We start from the raw sequence: 16,893 nt of genomic DNA, 5'->3' as shown, positions 1-16,893 counted from the left end.
GAAGGATATCGCTTTAGAATAGGTCACATGGCAATAGCAGATCGCATCAAACGTAAACCTAAGGCAAACACTGCACCAACAGATTTTGGTACTCAAGGAAATCCGATAGATAGATCACATCCGTTCTATTTTGGATTTGTCGCAACGCTCGGAGCCTTAGTCGCAATCGTCTTGATGCGCGCACTTGCCAGTACCAGCCAGATATTTGTCTTGATTGTCGTAGCCCTCTTTTTAGCAACAGGGTTAAATCCGGCAGTTGTAGCGATTCAACGGCGTGGTCTTTCTAGAACTAATTCTGTAGCCATTATTTTCGTTTCAGTAATTCTTTTCACGGGTTTCTTTATCGCCGTGGTCGTTCCGCCCGTACTTTCACAAGGCACAAACTTAATTAATTCGGCGCCGACCTTACTGGCTGATCTAGAAAACAATGCGACGATCGCAGACTTAAATGACCAATTCGGAATTATTGATACTTTGCAGGCTCAATTAAAAGAAGTCACCGCGGATGGATCGTTGATTATCTCTGCATTCGGTGGCGTGATTGGTGTTGGAAAGTCTGTCCTCTCAGGTGCTTTCTCTGCTCTAACAATTCTAATTCTGACCCTCTACTTCATTACCTCCCTTCCACAAATGGTTGAACTCGGAGTGCGCTTCGCACCTGCTAGCCGCAGAGAACGATTAACGCTTCTTGTTAATGCAGTTATTTCTAGAGTGGGATCATTCGTTGGAAGCCAAATTGCAATTGCATTTATGGCTGCAACATTTGTCTTTGCCCTTTCGCTTGTTTTGGCACTTCCATCACCAATTGCAATTGCGATGATTGTTTTGGTCTGTGGTTTGATTCCACTCATTGGCCATTTCATAGGTTGCTCCGTCGTGACAATCATTGCCCTAACCCAATCGGTATCAATTGGCTTAATAGCATTTCTGGCATACGTTGTTTATGTACAAGTTGAAAATTACGTAGTGACACCACGAATCATGAAGCGCACTCTTGCTCTTCCTGGCGCAGTAACCATCATCTCCGCGCTAATTGGTTCATCACTTCTTGGCCTAATCGGCGGATTACTTGCTGTGCCAATTGCTGCATCAGTGATCTTGATCCTTGATGAAGTCGTCTTCCCGCGCGCAGATAACTCTTAAATCTCAGTAGGCAGCGGCAAGCGCTCTGGCGCAATCACTTTAGTTATCTCACTCAAAACGGTGTGGACAGCAGGCTCTCCTACCCAGAGATGTTTCGCACCAGCAACAGGAATTATTTCTATTTGAGTCAACGGTTTGAATCTTTCAATCGCTTCTGGTGGTTGCAGGTAATCATCAAATTCGGGAACCAGTGCAATAACGCGACGTCCATCTTTTGCCCAATACTCAAGATCGCTAACTTCAGATGTGCGAAGTGGCGGTGATAAAAGAATTAAACCCGTGATTCGTGGGTCTTTTGCATGTCGAAGCGCTAAATCAGTTCCAAACGACCATCCGACTACCCAGACATTCTCTAACTTCAAAGTATCTAAGCAGTAGGTCATCATCGCTTCGACATCGAATTTTTCTAAGCCACCGTTATCAAATGTTCCGGTGCTGCTACCTGCTTCACTTATTGTTCCGCGAGTATTGAAACGAACAACTGCTATGCCAGCCATATCTGGCAAGCGATTAGCAGCCTTCTTATAAACATGGCTGTCCATCATGCCGCCTGCTGTCGGCAAGGGATGTAAGCAAAGGATTGCGCCGGCGTAACGATCAAGCGGCGCAGCGCTTTCGCCAATCAGCGTTTGGCCATCGCTTGTTGTAACGATAAATGGAGTGCGCAGCGCCGGTAGAACTGTGCTTGGACGTACTGGCTGCAACATGCAGGAGAGTCTAGTCTTTCCCTATGTCCACTTCTACAAACGCATCTGCCAATACATTTGCCTCGCACTATCCAGTTACTGGTGAGGTAATCGCCAATTATCCAATCGCAGATCGCGAGACTGTCTTTAGCGCGGTTGCTGCAGCTCGCAGCGCATCGAGCGCTTGGCAGGATTTGGGATTCAAGGGTCGCCGTAAAGTATTGCTTAAGTGGAGCAACTTACTTATTTCACAACTTGATGAAATTGCCGAACTTGTATCGAGAGAGACTGGAAAGCCAGTTAGCGATGCCAAACTTGAGGCATCCCTTGCAGTTGGCCACTTAGGTTGGGCAGCGCGTCATGCTGAAGATGCAATGCGCACATCACATCGTTCTCCTGGCGCACTTATGGCAAATATGTCAGCAACTGTGGAACGTTCTCCAGTTGGAGTAGTCGGTGTGATTGGCCCTTGGAACTATCCAATCTTTACGCCAATGGGATCTATTTCCTACGCACTCGCTGCTGGAAATACCGTTGTCTTTAAGCCAAGTGAATACACACCAGGTGTTGGCGCGATACTGGCTAAGACTTTTGCAGAAGTTGCACCATTTGCCGACATCTTCACCTGCGTTACAGGTCTTGGCGCTACCGGAAAAGATTTATGCGAAAGTGGCGTCGATAAATTGGCGTTCACTGGTTCTACTCGCACCGCCAAGTTAGTTGCTGCAGCATGTGCTGCAAATATGACACCAGTTGTTCTCGAATGTGGTGGCAAAGATCCAGTAATCGTTGCTGAAGATGCCGATATCAAGCGCGCAGCTGATGCCACTATCTGGTCTTCCATGTCTAACGCTGGGCAAACATGTATCGGTGCAGAGCGCGTATATGTTCATGAAAAGGTGGCCGATAAATTTATTGAAGAAGCGATCAAGGTTGCTAAATCAATTCACCCGGGCGCTCCCGGAGTTGGCAACTACGGGCCTGCAACAATGCCTTCGCAGATAAACGTTATTCAAGGACATATCGATGATGCGATCGCTAAGGGTGCCAAGGTTGCACTCGGTGGCTCAGATTCAGTTAAAGCGCCGTTCGTTGAACCAGTTATCTTGCTCGATGTTCCTGAAAATTCCACAGCGATGTTGGAAGAAACCTTTGGGCCAACTATCGCGATCAATCGCGTGAAATCAATGGCTGAAGCGATCGCGTTATCTAACGCCTCTAGATACGGGCTTGGCTCATCTATCTGGTCTAAACGTCAAGGCAAGAAGATTGCCCGCCAATTGCATTGCGGAATGGTTGCCATTAACTCAACTATTTCATTTGCAGCAATTGCTTCAGTGCCATTTGGTGGCGTGAAAGATAGTGGTTACGGACGTATCCATGGCCCAGAAGGAATTCTTGAATTTACCTACCCGCGCACCGTTGTTCGCGCGCGATTCCAATTACCAATTGCATTCACTAGCTTTAAACGCACTAAAGGAAACGATAAGTTGATTGTTACCTTGACGCGCTTACTTAACGGCCGCTTGGGCTAATTTCTAAAGTCAATTAGAAGCGCGGCGCATTACGTGTGCGCTCTGTATTTGGCTTGCGATTATTGCGCTTTGCCCAACATGCATTGTGCCAATGGCGACGACCATCTTCATCACCGATCATCCATGCAACAGTGTGCGGAGTTGCCATTGGAATTACTTGATCACAACCAGGACAGCGATAAGGTTTATTTGAACTGGATCCGGTGATCTTTCGAACAATAAAATCGCCATCTGTATGTTCTTCGATAGTTTGATTAGAGGTCGCGATATCGCGCTCTTCATCCTTTGGGCGACGCCCCTTTGGATAGTTGCGTCGTGGGCTCATGGATTCATTTTCTCGCACTTTTGCCCTGAATGTGGCATGGTTGCCATATGAGCAGCGTGATTACCGTCCGTGGCCTGGAAAAAAGTTATGGCGCCAATAAGGCGGTAGCCGGTATCGATCTAACTATCGAACCCGGCGAGATATTTGCCCTTCTTGGTCCAAATGGCGCAGGTAAGACGACCACCGTGGAAATCCTAGAAGGCTTCCGCGATCGCGACCGTGGTGAAGTTTCAGTGCTCGGCACCGATCCCGGAGTTAAAGGCGAGCAGGCCCGTAAATGGCGTAACCGCATCGGCATAGTTCTGCAATCAACTAACGATGCTGGTGACCTATCTGTTTATGAAACTGTCGCACACTTTGCAAAGTACTACTCAAATCCACGCGGTGTTGATGAGGTAATCAACGCAGTTGGATTAACTGATAAATCTAGCGAGCTAATCAGAACGCTCTCTGGCGGACAACGCCGCCGCCTTGATGTAGCGCTCGGATTTATCGGATCCCCCGAACTTCTCTTTCTAGATGAACCGACAACCGGCTTTGATCCTGAAGCGCGTCGCGCATTCTGGGCGCTGATTCAAGATCTGCGAAAGTCTGGCGCAACAATCTTGCTTACTACCCATTATCTAGATGAGGCTGAAGCGCTAGCTGATCGAGTTGCCGTGATTAATCAAGGCAAGATCATCGAAGTTGCAACCCCTGCTCTGTTGGGTGGCCGTGCTACATCACTTGCCACAGTTTCTTGGAAGGGTGCCAACGGTATTCAAACTGAGCGCACCGATAATCCAACCGCACTCATTCGTAAACTCACCGAGACTTATAAAGATGAGATCCCTGAACTCACCGTCAAGCGCGCTTCACTTGAAGATATATACCTAGAAATGATTGGAGGCGCCGATGTCAGCGAATAAAGTGCAGACCAATAAAGTACCCAGCGCCTTAGCAATTGGTATTGCGCGCGGTGGCCTGGAAGTTAAACAATTTATGCGCCAGCGCGAATCCGTGGTCTTTACCCTGGCATTTCCAATTATGTTGCTCGCTATCTTTGGTTCAGTCTTTACCAACGAACTTACTGATGGCGTAACTTTTAGTCAGTACTTTGTTGCCGGAATGATCGCATCGGGCCTTGTTAACACTGGCTTCCAACAGCTTGCAATCATGATTCCCGTAGAACGTGATTTTGGAACGCTAAAACGCTTGCGTGGCACTCCGATGCCAGCATCAAGTTATTTCATAGGTAAATCAATCGTTGTATTTGTAACTATGGTTATTCAAGTAGCACTGCTTCTTATTGCAGGTGTCTTATTCTTCGGGGTAAATCTTCCAACTGATCCGGCAAAGTGGTTGACCTTTACTTGGTTGATCATCTTGGGAAGCGCCGCATCAACTGCGCTCGGCATTGCCTTCTCTGTCATTCCTAAGAGCGGTCGCGGCGCATCTGCAGTTGTCTCACCTGTAGTAATCATTCTGCAATTCTTTAGCGGAGTCTTCTTTGTCTTCACAGATTTGCCAGGCTGGATGCAGCAAGTCGCTGCGATCTTCCCACTTAAGTGGATGACCCAAGGTATGCGTTCGGTATTCCTGCCAGATTCATTTGCTGCGCAAGAAGTTGCCGGTACTTGGGAGACCGGCCGTACTTTCTGGATTATTCTGGCGTGGTTAATCGCCGGTTTAGTGATTTCGATCAAAACCTTTAAATGGGAGCAAGAGCGATGAGAATTAAGTTAGTTGCAATCTTCTCAGTGCTCTTTCTATCGCTCTCGCTGACTTCCACTATTGCGGCAACTAAAAGCCCTACGCCAACACCGAAGGCGAGTGCCACTCAGAAAGCGCCGGTAAAGAAGGCTCCAGTAAAGAAAGCCCCGGTAAAGAAGAAAAAGAAAGTTGCTAAGAAGTTACCTTCTCCATCACCGAAGTGGCCGCCAGTTGGCTTTAAGACCGATCCATTGGGTGAAACTAAGTTGTATCTAAAGGTTCCAAATGCAAAAGAGTTGGTGGGGCTTCTCTCGGCCAAATCAGCGCTGGCTTCGCAGGTTAAATCCTGTACACAATTCACTTGTGGAGCTGTCTTAGTAGCAGCCGAAACAGGTTGTCGTTGGTGGAGAGTTACCGCCGATGTGGTTGGTGCAACTTCACCTGAGAATCGCACTACTAAAACCTTCGGAAAAATCATTGCAGATGTGGGACGTAGCGCCCCTCAGCAAGTGGTGACCGTTCTCTTGGTTACAACTGAACCAATTGGTGCCGGCCAGATAGTTTCCAATATCAATGTGGATTGCAACCAAGGCGATCCATCAGGACCGCTTCCAAATACTGATTACCAAGTAAGCGCAAATTAGCGATGCTCGGCGGAATCAATAACGGGCTCTTTCTATCTAGTTTCGGCGGTTTCTTTGCCGTAGCAATTCTCTCGCTAATTCTGCGTTGGGCATTTAAGCGTGGAAAATCTGTTGTCGAGCGCACACCAAAAGTTGGCGGTGAAGATGATTACGGCGCGCTAGTTGTTATCGCATCACCAAATAACTACATCGAAGGCGAGCTGCTGCGCTTAAAGCTTGCCACCGCAGAGATAAAGGCAAACTTGGCCCAAACTAAAGATGGACCTCGTTTATATGTCTTTGAACGCGATGAAAAGATAGCGCGCGCAGTTCTAAAAAGTTAGCGGTTTGCTCCGGGTACCCAAAGTTGATCGCCGATTTCCTTATTGGCAACGCGCGCCAAAACGAAGAGAAGATCAGAGCAACGATTTAAATATTTAGCAGTCAGTGGATTCACACCTGTACCGAAACCATGGATTGCTGCCCAGGTGCGACGCTCTGCACGGCGAACAACAGTGCGCGCTACATGCAAATGTGCGGCTGCAGGAGTTCCTGATGGCAATACGAAAGAACGAAGTGGTTGCAGATCTGCGTTGTACTTATCGATCTGCTCTTCCAGAAATGTAATCTGAGATTCCAGAACACGCAACGGTTCAAATGCTGGTGAATCTACAACTGGCGTACAGAGGTCAGCTCCGACATCGAAGAGATCGTTTTGGATACGAACTAAAAGCGCGCGAATATCATCGCTGAGTTCGTCGGTTGCAATAACAACTCCGATTGTTGAATTTGCTTCATCAACGGTGGCATATGCCTCAAGGCGTGAATCGTTCTTGGAAGTTCGGCTCATATCTCCGAGGGAGGTAGATCCGTCATCGCCTGTCTTGGTGTAAATACGCGTTAAATTAACCATGGCCCTAGCCTATAAGTAGACTTCGGATATGGCATCTTCGCAAGGTTCGACCAACGATCGCTTTCGCATCGTCGGCGGATGCAGCCTAAAGGGCGAAGTAACGGTCACTGGCGCTAAGAATTCTGTCCTAAAGCTGATGGCGGCCTCGCTATTGGCCGTTGGCACATCAACGATCCGCAACGTTCCGGATATCGCCGACGTAGACATCATGGCCGATTTACTAAAGCGCCTGGGATGTGAAGTTTCACGCGATGGTTCTAATCTCTCAATTACCGTTCCCGAAGCGCCAGCACATCGCGCCGATTACGATCTCGTGCGCAAGATGCGCGCATCTATCAATGTACTTGGCCCACTGGTTGCTCGCGTCGGCAAAGCCGAAGTCGCACTTCCTGGCGGTGATGCGATTGGTTCACGCGGTTTAGATTTTCACATTAAAGGCCTCGAATCACTCGGTGCAACCGCTCACGTCGAACATGGTTATGTAATCGCCGAAGCACCTAACGGTTTAACTGGCGCCACTATCGAATTAGATTTCCCAAGCGTTGGCGCTACTGAAAACTTAATGACCGCTGCCGTTCTGGCAAAGGGCATAACAACGATCGATAACGCAGCGCGCGAACCTGATTTAGTTGATCTGGGTGAATTCTTAATCTCAATGGGCGCAAAGATTGAAGGACTTGGTTCACCGCTAATTAAGATCACTGGTGTTTCTAAGTTAAACCCAACTGATCACACCACAATTACTGATCGCATCATCGCCGGCACATGGGCATTTGCCGCTGCGATGACCCAAGGCGACATCACAATTCATGGTGGTCGCGCTGACCATATGGAAGTTATGCTCGAAAAGTTAGCGCATGCTGGCGCAATCATTACCTCAACTGCCGACGGCATTCGTGTGCAGATGAACCAACGTCCACGTGCAACAGATGTTGCAACACTTCCCTATCCAGGATTTGCCACCGATCTCTTGCCATTTATCATCGCAATGAACGCAATCGCCGACGGCCATTCCATGGTCACCGAAAATGTCTTTGAATCACGCTTTATGTTTGTAAACGAACTCGCACGCCTTGGCGCACACGTAACCGTTGACGGAAAACACGCCTCCATAACTGGTATTCCACAGCTATCTGGTGCACCCGTTGAAGCGACTGATATCCGCGCCGGCGCCGGACTAGTTCTTGCGGCTCTTGTCTCCGAAGGTGAAACCACCGTCGATGGCGCATTCCACATCGATCGCGGCTATCCAAATTTCGCTGAAGATCTTCGCGCACTTGGCGCCAACGTCACCCGCGAATAACCGAGGACTTAGTAAAAAATTTCAGTGTAAGAAACTGTGCCTTTGCTTTTCATGTTTCTGAAGCTGAAATTTTTGAAACTAACCGACCGTTTCTGTAAGTATCGAAACGCGATTGTTAGCGACAGATAAGAAGCCGCCCTGTACGTTGAATTCCTTCGTCGTTCCATCGACTGCTTTGATGCTCACGGCACCGTCGACTAGTACGCCAAACAAAGGTGCGTGATCTGGAAGGACACCGAGGTCTCCTTCAGTTGTGCGAGCAGAAACGAAAGTTGCCTGCCCGGACCACACCTGTTGTGTTGGCGATACTAGTTCGACGTTAAGTGCCATGTGATTAGCTCTTCGCTAACTCTGCAGCTCTGCGCTCGACATCGTCGAGGCCACCGCACATGAAGAATGCTTGTTCTGGAAGGTGGTCGTACTTGCCATCAGCTAGTGCTTCAAAGGCTGAGATTGTCTCTGATAGCGGAACGAATGAACCGTCGATACCAGTAAAGACCTTCGCAACGAATGTGTTCTGTGACAAGAAGCGCTGGATGCGACGTGCGCGACCAACTAGTACGCGGTCATCTTCTGACAATTCATCGATACCGAGAATTGCGATGATGTCCTGTAGATCCTTATAACGCTGCAAGATCTGCTTAATGCGGTTTGCAACACGGAAGTGGTGCTCACCGATATAGCGTGGATCCAAGATGCGTGATGTTGAGTCAAGTGGATCCACAGCTGGGTAGATACCAAGCTCTGAGATCGGACGAGACAACACTGTTGTTGCATCTAAGTGCGCGAAAGTTGTGTGTGGGGCTGGGTCGGTAATGTCATCTGCAGGAACGTAAATTGCCTGCATAGATGTAATTGAGTGACCACGAGTTGAAGTAATGCGCTCCTGCAACTGACCCATTTCATCTGCAAGTGTTGGCTGGTAACCCACAGCAGATGGCATACGGCCGAGAAGTGTTGATACTTCAGAACCTGCCTGAGTAAAGCGGAAGATATTGTCGATGAAGAGCAATACATCCTGCTTCTGAACATCGCGGAAGTACTCAGCCATGGTTAGCGCTGAAAGAGCAACGCGAAGACGCGTGCCAGGTGGCTCATCCATCTGACCAAAGACCAAGGCTGTCTTATTGATAACGCCGGTTTCGGTCATTTCCAGGAACAAGTCGTTACCTTCGCGAGTACGTTCTCCAACGCCGGCGAATACAGATACACCACCGAAGTTTTCCGCTACGCGGTAGATCATTTCCTGGATAAGAACAGTCTTACCAACACCTGCACCACCGAAGAGACCGATCTTTCCACCCTTTACATAAGGTGTTAGAAGGTCGATAACTTTGATACCAGTCTCGAACATTTCGGTTTTTGACTCGAGTTGATCGAATGCTGGTGCATCGCGGTGGATTGGCCAACGCTCTTTAATATCAAGTGATGATGTTGGAACATCGAGTGATTCGCCAAGTGTGTTAAAGACGTGGCCCTTTGTAACGTCACCGACTGGCACTGAGATAGCTGCTCCGGTATCTGTTACCTCTGCGCCACGGACCATTCCGTCTGTTGGCTGCATAGAAATTGCGCGCACAAGGTTGTCACCAATGTGTTGTGCAACTTCAAGGGTCAAGGTACGAGTAGTGCCACTCATGGTGGTCTCTACGTGGAGCGCGTTAAAGATCGATGGCATTGAATCCGCTGGGAATTCAATATCCACGACCGGTCCAATAACTCGGGCAACGCGGCCTTTACCTGTTGATGACATCATTCACTCCCTGCACTAGCTGAGGCTAACGCGTCTGCGCCGCCCACAATTTCACTGATTTCTTGGGTAATTTCGGCCTGACGAGCCGCGTTCGCAAGTCGGGTTAGCGACTTGATTAAATCATCAGCGTTGTCAGTCGCTGACTTCATAGCGCGACGGCGAGCAGCATGCTCGGAAGCAGCTGATTGCAACATCGCGTTGAAGATTCGGGCTTCGATATAGCGAGGAAGAAGTGCGTTAAGTACTTCACCTGCATTTGGTTCGAACTCGTACATTGGAAGCAAGCCAGATGGTGCTGGTGTATCGCTCTCAATAACTTCCAGTGGCAACATGCGCTTGGCCATTGCATTTTGAGTCAACATTGATTTGAACTCGGTAAAGATGATATGGATTTCATCCACGCCAGCGTTATCGGTTTGAGCATCTGCAATGAATGCAGCAATCAAAGCTTCGGCAACTTCTTTAGCGTTCTCATATGTTGGGTTATCTGAAAAACCTGACCAAGAACCTGCGATATCGCGGTTGCGGAACTTGTAATAGTTAACCGCCTTGCGACCTACAAGATAGTTAGAAACTTCAAGACCACGTTCACGGATCATGGCGGCGAGTTGTTCGCCTTCCTTGATCGCGTTATTTGAATAAGCACCAGCCATACCGCGGTCGGCAGAGATAATTAAAATCGCTGCGCGCTTTGGGTTTTCAGAAGGTGTAGTCAATGGGTGGTTTGTTGAAGAGAAGCTAGCAACAGCGGATACGGCACGGGTCAACTCATTTGCATATGGAGTCGAAGCAGCAACGCGTTGCTGTGCTTTGACAATACGAGAGGCAGAGATTAACTCCATAGCCTTCGTAATTTTCTTAGTCGCCTTAACGGATCTCATCCGTCGGCGATATATGCGTAGTTGAGCGCCCATGGGTTACTTCTTCACCGCCGGTGGCACAAACTTTGTGATCGCTTCAGCGCCTTCTGAATCAAGTGCTTCAGCAGGTGCATCGTTAACGATTCCTGCAGCAGAAGATTTGAATTGCTTCTTGAAGTCAGCAACTGCTGTCTTCATCTTGGCAACGGTGTCATCTTCGAGCATCTTGGTCTCTGAAATTACGGTGAAGATATCTTTACGTTCGCGACCGATGAAGTCGAGAAGTTCAGATTCAAAGCGACGGATATCAGCAACTGCAACAGAATCAAGTTCTCCTGAAGTTCCGGCCCAGATTGAAACAATCTGACGCTCTAGTGAATAAGGTGAGTACTGACCTTGCTTTAGAAGTTCAACCATACGTGCACCGCGCTCGAGTTGAGCCTTTGATGCCGCATCTAGGTCAGAACCGAAAGCAGCGAAGGCTTCGAGTTCACGGAACTGTGCGAGATCAAGACGCAGACGACCAGCGATCTTCTTCATCGCCTTTGTCTGTGCAGAACCACCAACGCGAGAAACAGATACACCTACGTTGATCGCTGGGCGAACGCCTGCGTTGAAGAGATCTGTTTCAAGGAAGCACTGACCATCTGTAATAGAAATAACGTTGGTAGGAATGAACGCAGAAACGTCATTTCCCTTTGTTTCAATGATTGGAAGGCCAGTCATTGAACCGCCACCGAGTTCATCAGAAAGCTTTGCGCAACGTTCTAGCAAACGTGAGTGTAAGTAGAAAACATCTCCTGGGTACGCTTCGCGGCCTGGTGGACGACGAAGTAGAAGTGAGACTGAACGATAAGCCTCAGCTTGCTTTGATAAATCATCGAAAACAATTAGAACGTGCTCGCCCTTGTACATCCAGTGCTGACCAATTGCAGAACCGGTGTAAGGAGCGAGGTACTTGAAGCCCGCTGGGTCTGATGCAGGGGACGCGACGATTGTTGTGTACTCCATTGCGCCAGCTTCTTCGAGTGCGCCCTTAACAGATGCGATCGTTGAACCCTTTTGACCAATTGCAACGTAGATACATTTAACTTGCTTCTTCTTATCGCCAGTTAGCCAGTTTTCGCGCTGGTTAATGATCGTATCTACCGCAACTGCAGTCTTTCCGGTCTGACGATCACCGATGATCAACTGGCGCTGTCCGCGACCAATCGCTGTCATCGCATCGATCGCCTTAATACCTGTTGCAAGTGGTTCCTTAACTGGCTGGCGCTCAACTACAGAGGGAGCCTGTAGTTCAAGTGCACGGCGTGCGTCAGGTTTGATTTCACCCTTGCCATCAATTGGGCGACCAAGTGGATCAACAACGCGACCCAAGAAGCCATCACCAACTGGTACAGAAAGAATTTCACCAGTACCGCGTACTGATGTTCCTTCTTCAATTCCTGCGTAACTTCCGAGAATAACAACACCGATCTCGCGCACATCGAGGTTAAGTGCAAGACCTAGTGTTCCGTTCTCGAACTGTAGAAGTTCGTTTGCCATTGTTGAAGGAAGTCCCTCAACGCGAGCGATTCCATCGCCTGCCTGGCTAACTGTTCCTACTTCGTCGCGAGCTGCGGCGCCTGGATCGTATGACTTAACGAAATTCGCTAAGGCATCCCGAATTTCATTCGGTTGGATCTTGAGCTCTGCCATGTCGTTCTCCCTTTTTCGTTTCTTCTTAAATCTTCTCTATTACTGATTTGTTACTTTTTTTCTTACGCTGACTGACCAACTAGTGCACGCCCAGCATTTGCCAGGCGGTTTACAACGCTTCCATCGACTAACTCATCTGCGAACTTGATTGAAACTCCACCCAGAATTGTTGGGTCGATTTGTACGTTAATGCGGATTGGCTGACCGACGTTCTTCTCAAGAACTGTTGCAAGTCGCTTTGACTGTGCATCAGTTAGAGCAGTTGCTGTACGCACAACTGCGATTAAGCGGTTGCGACGATTTGCCAAACCAAAGAGGTAATCAGCGAAGGCTGCTTCGATGCTGCGTCCGCGAAGGGAGGCAACAAGTGCGCTAGCGATCTTGATTGTTGAGGCAGATGCCTTCTTGCCAAGTACTTCAGCGATTAACGCTGACTTGGCCTCAGTTGAACCAACACTTACGAGCGCCTTGCGGAGCTCGAAATTATCGGCAACCAGGCGTGAAGTTTCGAAGAACTCATCTTCTACGCGATCGAGTTCGCCAGCAATATTTGCTGCAGATGCTTCTGCCTCAATTGCTAACTGCTCTGTTGCATAGACCAGATCCTTAGTTGCTGACCAACGAAGACCAGAGAGTTCGCTGAGAAGTGATACAGCGAGCGTTCCGGTTGATTTTGTAAATAGATCTTTAACAAGTGCAGCCTTTGCTGCCTTATCGCGTGCTGGATCTGTAATTGCGCGACGCACAGAAGTGTTATCGGCAAAGAGATCTGCTGCTGCGAAGAGGTGAGAAGACAACTCTGAAGCCGATGCCGCGCTTGCGCCCTTGACTGCAACATCGAGTGCAGCACGTGCAGCCACGAGTGACTGACGGCTACTGCCTCCGAGGTGAATTCTCATTTTCCTTACTTGCTCTTCTCTAGATCATCCAAGAAACGGTCAACGATCCGTGATTGACGAGCCTGGTCATCTAAAGATTCCCCGACAATCTTTGAAGCGAGTTCAACTGCAAGCGCACCGACTTCGTTGCGAAGTGATGTGATTGCTTGTTGGCGCTCTGCCTCAATGGATGCGTGTGCAGCAGAAGTAATTCGTGCTGCTTCTTCTTGTGCTTTCGCACGAAGTTCTTCAACGATAGATACGCCCTGTACGCGAGCTTCTTCACGAAGAGTTTGTGCTTCTTCGCGCGCCTTTGAAAGCTGCTCGTTGTATTGGGAAAGCGCGCGTTGCGCTTCGAGCTGCGCCTTTTCGGCGCGCTCCATTCCACCTTGAATCGCCTCAGTGCGTGCAGTGAATGCCTTTTCGAACATTGGCACCACTTTGCTGCGCAGAACAAGGAAGAGAAGTGTGAACGCAACCGCACCAACGATGATTTCCGATGTATGCGGAATCAAAGGGTTTAGCGTCTCTCCCTCGGCGGCAAAATAGAATTTATTCATAATTAGTTCAGATTATTTTCTGGGCTAATTAGAGAACGAAAGCTAGAACGAGACCGAAGAGTGCGAGAGCTTCAGCGAGCGCGAATCCAAGGAACGCGATTGGCTGTAGAACGCTACGTGCTTCAGGCTGACGTGCAACGCCGTTGATATATGCGGCGAAGATAAGTCCGGTTGCAATACCAGGACCGATTGCTGCGAGGCCAAAACCGACCAGGTTGAGTGTGCCTTCCATTTTTTACTGCCTTTCGTTAGGTGTTAGTGCTCGTCGGCAAGGGCGCCGGCGATGTAGAGAGCGGTCAACAGGGTAAAGATGTACGCCTGAAGACATTGAACCATGAACTCGAAGAAGGTCAACACGATGCCGATACCGAAGGCAAACGGGCTAACCAACTTCAAAGCAAGTGCACCCTGGGCAAGGTGTTCTCCGCCCAAGATAAATACGAGCAACAGTAAGTGGCCCGCAAACATATTTGCAAAGAGACGCAGTGAGAGCGTCAATGGACGAACTAAGAAGAAGGTAAGAATTTCAAGCGGGGTAATCAAGATGTATGCAGCCTTTGGAACGCCAGGCATGAACATGATGTCCTTGAGGTATTTGAAAACGCCGTGCTTTTTAATTCCGATGTAGTGGAAGACGAAGAATGTAAATGCAGCTAAGACATATGCGAAGCCAACGTGCGACATCGTTGGGAACTGGAGAAGCGGAATAATTCCGAACCAGTTATTGACCAAGATAAAGGTAAAGAGTGTAAATAGGTACGGAACAAAGCGAAGGAATTCGTGGCCGATTACATCTTTTGCAAGGTCATTTCGCACAAAGGCGTAAACACTTTCGCCGGCGAACTGGAGCTTGGAAGGCACGACTGCCGCTTTACGTGATGCGGCGATAAAGAAGACTGAGATCAAAACTACAGAGAGTAGAACTAAGAAAATCGGTTTAGTCGTATAAGGGTTATCGCCAAAAATGGGAGGAAGTTCGAAGTCTTTGGTACTTGGCGGGACAAAGCCTTCGCCTTCAGCGCTTGAACGAACTAACGCGAGCACACGAACTCCAATTTACTTAGACGAGATAAGGGAATTGCCTGTAACGGGGCAACCTTATGGGTAAAAGGCTCTACCTGTGAAATCCAAAAACCGATCTCCAGGGGTGGGGCTGGTCACTTATCTAGGCGTTATTCGCGGCCGAATCGTAGCCAGACCAAATAAATGGCCCCGCCCATACCCACGAGCAGACCGGCCAAGGTTAGGTAACTGGTGTCGAACCACTTATCTGCGGCATAGCCAACCCCGCCCCAGAAAAGTAGTCCAGAAAGGAGGTAACCGAAGATGGTCCACATTGCGTTTTCATCGCGCTTGTTCTGACTGCTGTTACTCACTGGGACCTCCGTGGCCGTAATTACTGTTTTGCTTGAGGGGGTAATGGTAGATGAGTTTTGAGCTTGAGGTAACTAGCGATCTCTCCCCCGAGCCAGGCGACCGTAAGCGCACAGGCTGCGACTCCGAAGCTCAAACGATCGATTACATCGCGATCGGTGTATTTGGCTAGCGCCCATAAGAAGAGGCCGAGGAAGAAAAGTTTTGCAAAGTAAGAAAATAGCGCCATAGCCATGGTGCTTATCGGATCAAGATTTCTAGTTAGGCGCGATACCAAGATATGCACGATGAAGTAAATAGCGACTATAAATTGCGCAAGCAAGGCGCCATAGAAACCAGCAAGACCGCGAGTTAAAGTAAATAGCACTATCGCGATTGCGCCAACAATCAGAGTTGGCTTTACCGCACCTCGCAGAAGTTGTGATTCATTTGATTGCGTATCAGACATGGCTCACACTTTCTGTAATTCGTAACGACTTAGATTTACCGCGGCTAAAGAAGATCGTGAACGCCAACATAGCCCCTGCAAATATCGCCGCCACCCAAAGTGGAGCAAATGCTGAAACGGTGACAGGAAAGGCAATCGTTGCGGTCCACAAATACATAATCGCAGCCGTGCGGATTTGCGTATTGCCAGCGCGCATAATGCGGTGATGTAGATGTTCTTTATCGGATGAAAACGGAGATTTGCCGGCGCGAATACGGCGAAAGATCGCCAGAGTTAAATCAGCAAGTGGAATTGCAAGAACTGCAAAAGGAAGAAGTAGCGGCAATAGGGCAGGCCCAAGTTTCTCTTCGCTAATTGCATTTGGATCTACCTGGCCAGTTAAAGTGATTGCAGAGGCTGCCAGCATTAAGCCAAGGAACATTGACCCCGAATCCCCCATAAAGATGCGGGCGGGATGCGAGTTGTGTGGCAGGAAACCTAAGCAAACACCGATTGCGATCGCGGTAATAAGCGATGGTGCACCTGCGCGGTTAAAGCCGTAAACAACTGCCAATAAATATGCGAAGGCGAAGAAGGCAGAGCCCGCAATTGCAACTATTCCAGCGGCTAAGCCATCTAGGCCATCGATAAAGTTAACGGCGTTGATTGTTACGAGAACTATAAGCACGGTAAGCAATTGGCCAACGCTCGGTGGCAACATGGTTACGCCATTTATCGGCAACCATAAGATTTGAATTCCGTATAACAACAAGATTCCGGCAGCAAGTGCTTGGCCTGCCAACTTGGTAATCGCATCTAGTTCAAATCGATCATCTGCCATTCCCAGTAGAACCAAGAAGGTTCCGGCTAAGAAAATTCCTTGCGCATCATTACCGAAAGATTTTCCAACGAGTTCTAAATTTCCGACAATTAAGAAGGTAGCTGACATCGAAAGCCACATCGCAAGCCCTCCCCAACGTGGAGTCGGAATGACGTGAATATCGCGCTTTCGAATCTGTGCCACTGCGCCAAAGTGCAAAGCCCATTTTCTTACAAAGGGAGTGATGATGTAACAGAGCGCTGCTGCAAGTAAGAGCGTTACGAGATATTCACGCATGCGCTA

The 16,893-nt window shown here is 48.7% G+C and carries 21 protein-coding genes; 7 read left to right on the top strand and 14 right to left on the bottom strand.

The window, feature by feature from the left end; genetic code table 11:
- The first annotated feature begins 27 nt into the window (after positions 1 to 27).
- Complete coding sequence (locus A1sIIB106_RS01410) at positions 28 to 1,143, top strand: AI-2E family transporter (RefSeq protein WP_095677831.1); 1,116 nt, start codon at positions 28 to 30, stop codon at positions 1,141 to 1,143.
- Here the strand turns inward: A1sIIB106_RS01410 and A1sIIB106_RS01405 are convergent.
- On the bottom strand, positions 1,140 to 1,850 hold the full coding sequence (locus A1sIIB106_RS01405; protein ID WP_095677105.1) for an alpha/beta hydrolase: 711 nt from the start codon (positions 1,848 to 1,850) through the stop codon (positions 1,140 to 1,142). The two genes, A1sIIB106_RS01410 and A1sIIB106_RS01405, sit on opposite strands and share 4 nt — an antisense overlap.
- Before the next feature lie 23 nt (positions 1,851 to 1,873).
- Here A1sIIB106_RS01405 and A1sIIB106_RS01400 point away from each other — a divergent pair, with 23 nt between their 5' ends.
- Entirely contained in the window at positions 1,874 to 3,364 is a 1,491-nt protein-coding gene (locus tag A1sIIB106_RS01400; RefSeq protein WP_095677104.1) for an aldehyde dehydrogenase family protein, read from the top strand.
- A 13-nt stretch (positions 3,365 to 3,377) separates the two neighbouring features.
- Here the strand turns inward: A1sIIB106_RS01400 and A1sIIB106_RS01395 are convergent, their stop codons facing one another.
- The gene (locus A1sIIB106_RS01395; RefSeq protein ID WP_095670738.1) at positions 3,378 to 3,689 is read right to left on the bottom strand and encodes a hypothetical protein; all 312 of its coding nucleotides are present in this window, start codon (positions 3,687 to 3,689) and stop codon (positions 3,378 to 3,380) included.
- 47 nt (positions 3,690 to 3,736) lie between these two features.
- Between A1sIIB106_RS01395 and A1sIIB106_RS01390 the strand changes: the two genes are divergently transcribed.
- The 4 genes from A1sIIB106_RS01390 to A1sIIB106_RS01375 are packed head-to-tail and all read left to right on the top strand — an operon-like array spanning position 3,737 to position 6,348.
- Positions 3,737 to 4,597, top strand: coding sequence for an ABC transporter ATP-binding protein (locus A1sIIB106_RS01390; protein WP_095677830.1), 861 nt, complete (start codon positions 3,737 to 3,739; stop codon positions 4,595 to 4,597).
- On the top strand, positions 4,584 to 5,402 hold the full coding sequence (locus tag A1sIIB106_RS01385) for an ABC transporter permease (RefSeq protein WP_095677103.1): 819 nt from the start codon (positions 4,584 to 4,586) through the stop codon (positions 5,400 to 5,402). The genes A1sIIB106_RS01390 and A1sIIB106_RS01385 overlap by 14 nt, the downstream gene beginning before the upstream one ends.
- A complete protein-coding gene (locus tag A1sIIB106_RS01380) occupies positions 5,399 to 6,025 on the top strand; it encodes a hypothetical protein (RefSeq protein WP_095677102.1) in 627 nt (208 codons plus the stop codon). The genes A1sIIB106_RS01385 and A1sIIB106_RS01380 overlap by 4 nt, the downstream gene beginning before the upstream one ends.
- 2 nt (positions 6,026 to 6,027) lie before the next feature.
- The gene (locus tag A1sIIB106_RS01375; RefSeq protein ID WP_095670734.1) at positions 6,028 to 6,348 is read left to right on the top strand and encodes a hypothetical protein; all 321 of its coding nucleotides are present in this window, start codon (positions 6,028 to 6,030) and stop codon (positions 6,346 to 6,348) included.
- Here A1sIIB106_RS01375 and A1sIIB106_RS01370 read toward each other — a convergent pair.
- The gene (locus A1sIIB106_RS01370; RefSeq protein ID WP_095677101.1) at positions 6,345 to 6,917 is read right to left on the bottom strand and encodes a cob(I)yrinic acid a,c-diamide adenosyltransferase; all 573 of its coding nucleotides are present in this window, start codon (positions 6,915 to 6,917) and stop codon (positions 6,345 to 6,347) included. The genes A1sIIB106_RS01375 and A1sIIB106_RS01370 overlap by 4 nt on opposite strands.
- Before the next feature lie 28 nt (positions 6,918 to 6,945).
- On the opposite strand from A1sIIB106_RS01370, the gene murA reads away from it, so the two are divergent.
- Positions 6,946 to 8,220 (top strand): UDP-N-acetylglucosamine 1-carboxyvinyltransferase, encoded by a 1,275-nt coding sequence (gene murA / locus A1sIIB106_RS01365; RefSeq protein ID WP_095677100.1) that lies wholly within the window; start codon positions 6,946 to 6,948, stop codon positions 8,218 to 8,220.
- Positions 8,221 to 8,298: 78 nt separating this feature from the next.
- Here murA and A1sIIB106_RS01360 read toward each other — a convergent pair whose 3' ends face one another.
- From A1sIIB106_RS01360 to A1sIIB106_RS01315, 11 genes are all read right to left on the bottom strand, one after another.
- Positions 8,299 to 8,550, bottom strand: coding sequence for a F0F1 ATP synthase subunit epsilon (locus A1sIIB106_RS01360; RefSeq protein WP_095677099.1), 252 nt, complete (start codon positions 8,548 to 8,550; stop codon positions 8,299 to 8,301).
- A gap of 4 nt (positions 8,551 to 8,554) precedes the next feature.
- A complete protein-coding gene (gene atpD / locus A1sIIB106_RS01355; protein WP_095677098.1) occupies positions 8,555 to 9,973 on the bottom strand; it encodes a F0F1 ATP synthase subunit beta in 1,419 nt (472 codons plus the stop codon).
- A complete protein-coding gene (locus A1sIIB106_RS01350) occupies positions 9,973 to 10,887 on the bottom strand; it encodes a F0F1 ATP synthase subunit gamma (RefSeq protein WP_095677097.1) in 915 nt (304 codons plus the stop codon). The genes atpD and A1sIIB106_RS01350 overlap by 1 nt, the downstream gene beginning before the upstream one ends.
- A 3-nt stretch (positions 10,888 to 10,890) precedes the next feature.
- Positions 10,891 to 12,531 carry a F0F1 ATP synthase subunit alpha gene (gene atpA, locus A1sIIB106_RS01345; RefSeq protein ID WP_095677096.1) on the bottom strand — a complete coding sequence of 547 codons (1,641 nt, stop codon included), beginning with the start codon at positions 12,529 to 12,531 and terminating at the stop codon, positions 10,891 to 10,893.
- Between the two features lie 62 nt (positions 12,532 to 12,593).
- Positions 12,594 to 13,430, bottom strand: coding sequence for a F0F1 ATP synthase subunit delta (locus A1sIIB106_RS01340; RefSeq protein WP_095670727.1), 837 nt, complete (start codon positions 13,428 to 13,430; stop codon positions 12,594 to 12,596).
- A gap of 5 nt (positions 13,431 to 13,435) precedes the next feature.
- On the bottom strand, positions 13,436 to 13,969 hold the full coding sequence (locus A1sIIB106_RS01335) for a F0F1 ATP synthase subunit B (protein ID WP_095670726.1): 534 nt from the start codon (positions 13,967 to 13,969) through the stop codon (positions 13,436 to 13,438).
- Between the two features lie 28 nt (positions 13,970 to 13,997).
- Positions 13,998 to 14,201, bottom strand: coding sequence for an ATP synthase F0 subunit C (atpE, locus tag A1sIIB106_RS01330; RefSeq protein ID WP_018206788.1), 204 nt, complete (start codon positions 14,199 to 14,201; stop codon positions 13,998 to 14,000).
- 23 nt (positions 14,202 to 14,224) lie between these two features.
- Entirely contained in the window at positions 14,225 to 15,013 is a 789-nt protein-coding gene (gene atpB, locus A1sIIB106_RS01325; protein WP_095670725.1) for a F0F1 ATP synthase subunit A, read from the bottom strand.
- Positions 15,014 to 15,141: 128 nt separating this feature from the next.
- Complete coding sequence (locus A1sIIB106_RS07095; RefSeq protein WP_125932378.1) at positions 15,142 to 15,345, bottom strand: AtpZ/AtpI family protein; 204 nt, start codon at positions 15,343 to 15,345, stop codon at positions 15,142 to 15,144.
- 20 nt (positions 15,346 to 15,365) lie between these two features.
- Positions 15,366 to 15,791, bottom strand: coding sequence for a Cg1360 family ATP-synthase-associated protein (locus A1sIIB106_RS01320; protein WP_095677095.1), 426 nt, complete (start codon positions 15,789 to 15,791; stop codon positions 15,366 to 15,368).
- Complete coding sequence (locus tag A1sIIB106_RS01315) at positions 15,784 to 16,887, bottom strand: glycosyltransferase family 4 protein (RefSeq protein ID WP_095670723.1); 1,104 nt, start codon at positions 16,885 to 16,887, stop codon at positions 15,784 to 15,786. Before A1sIIB106_RS01315 ends, A1sIIB106_RS01320 begins: the two co-directional genes overlap by 8 nt.
- Between the last annotated feature and the right edge of the window lie 6 nt (positions 16,888 to 16,893).

The sequence above is a fragment of the Candidatus Planktophila lacus genome (assembly GCF_002288325.1).
Lineage (GTDB): Bacteria > Actinomycetota > Actinomycetes > Nanopelagicales > Nanopelagicaceae > Planktophila > Planktophila lacus.
Note: the sequence above shows the minus strand (reverse complement) of the source record. Positions and strands in the feature narration are given on the sequence as shown.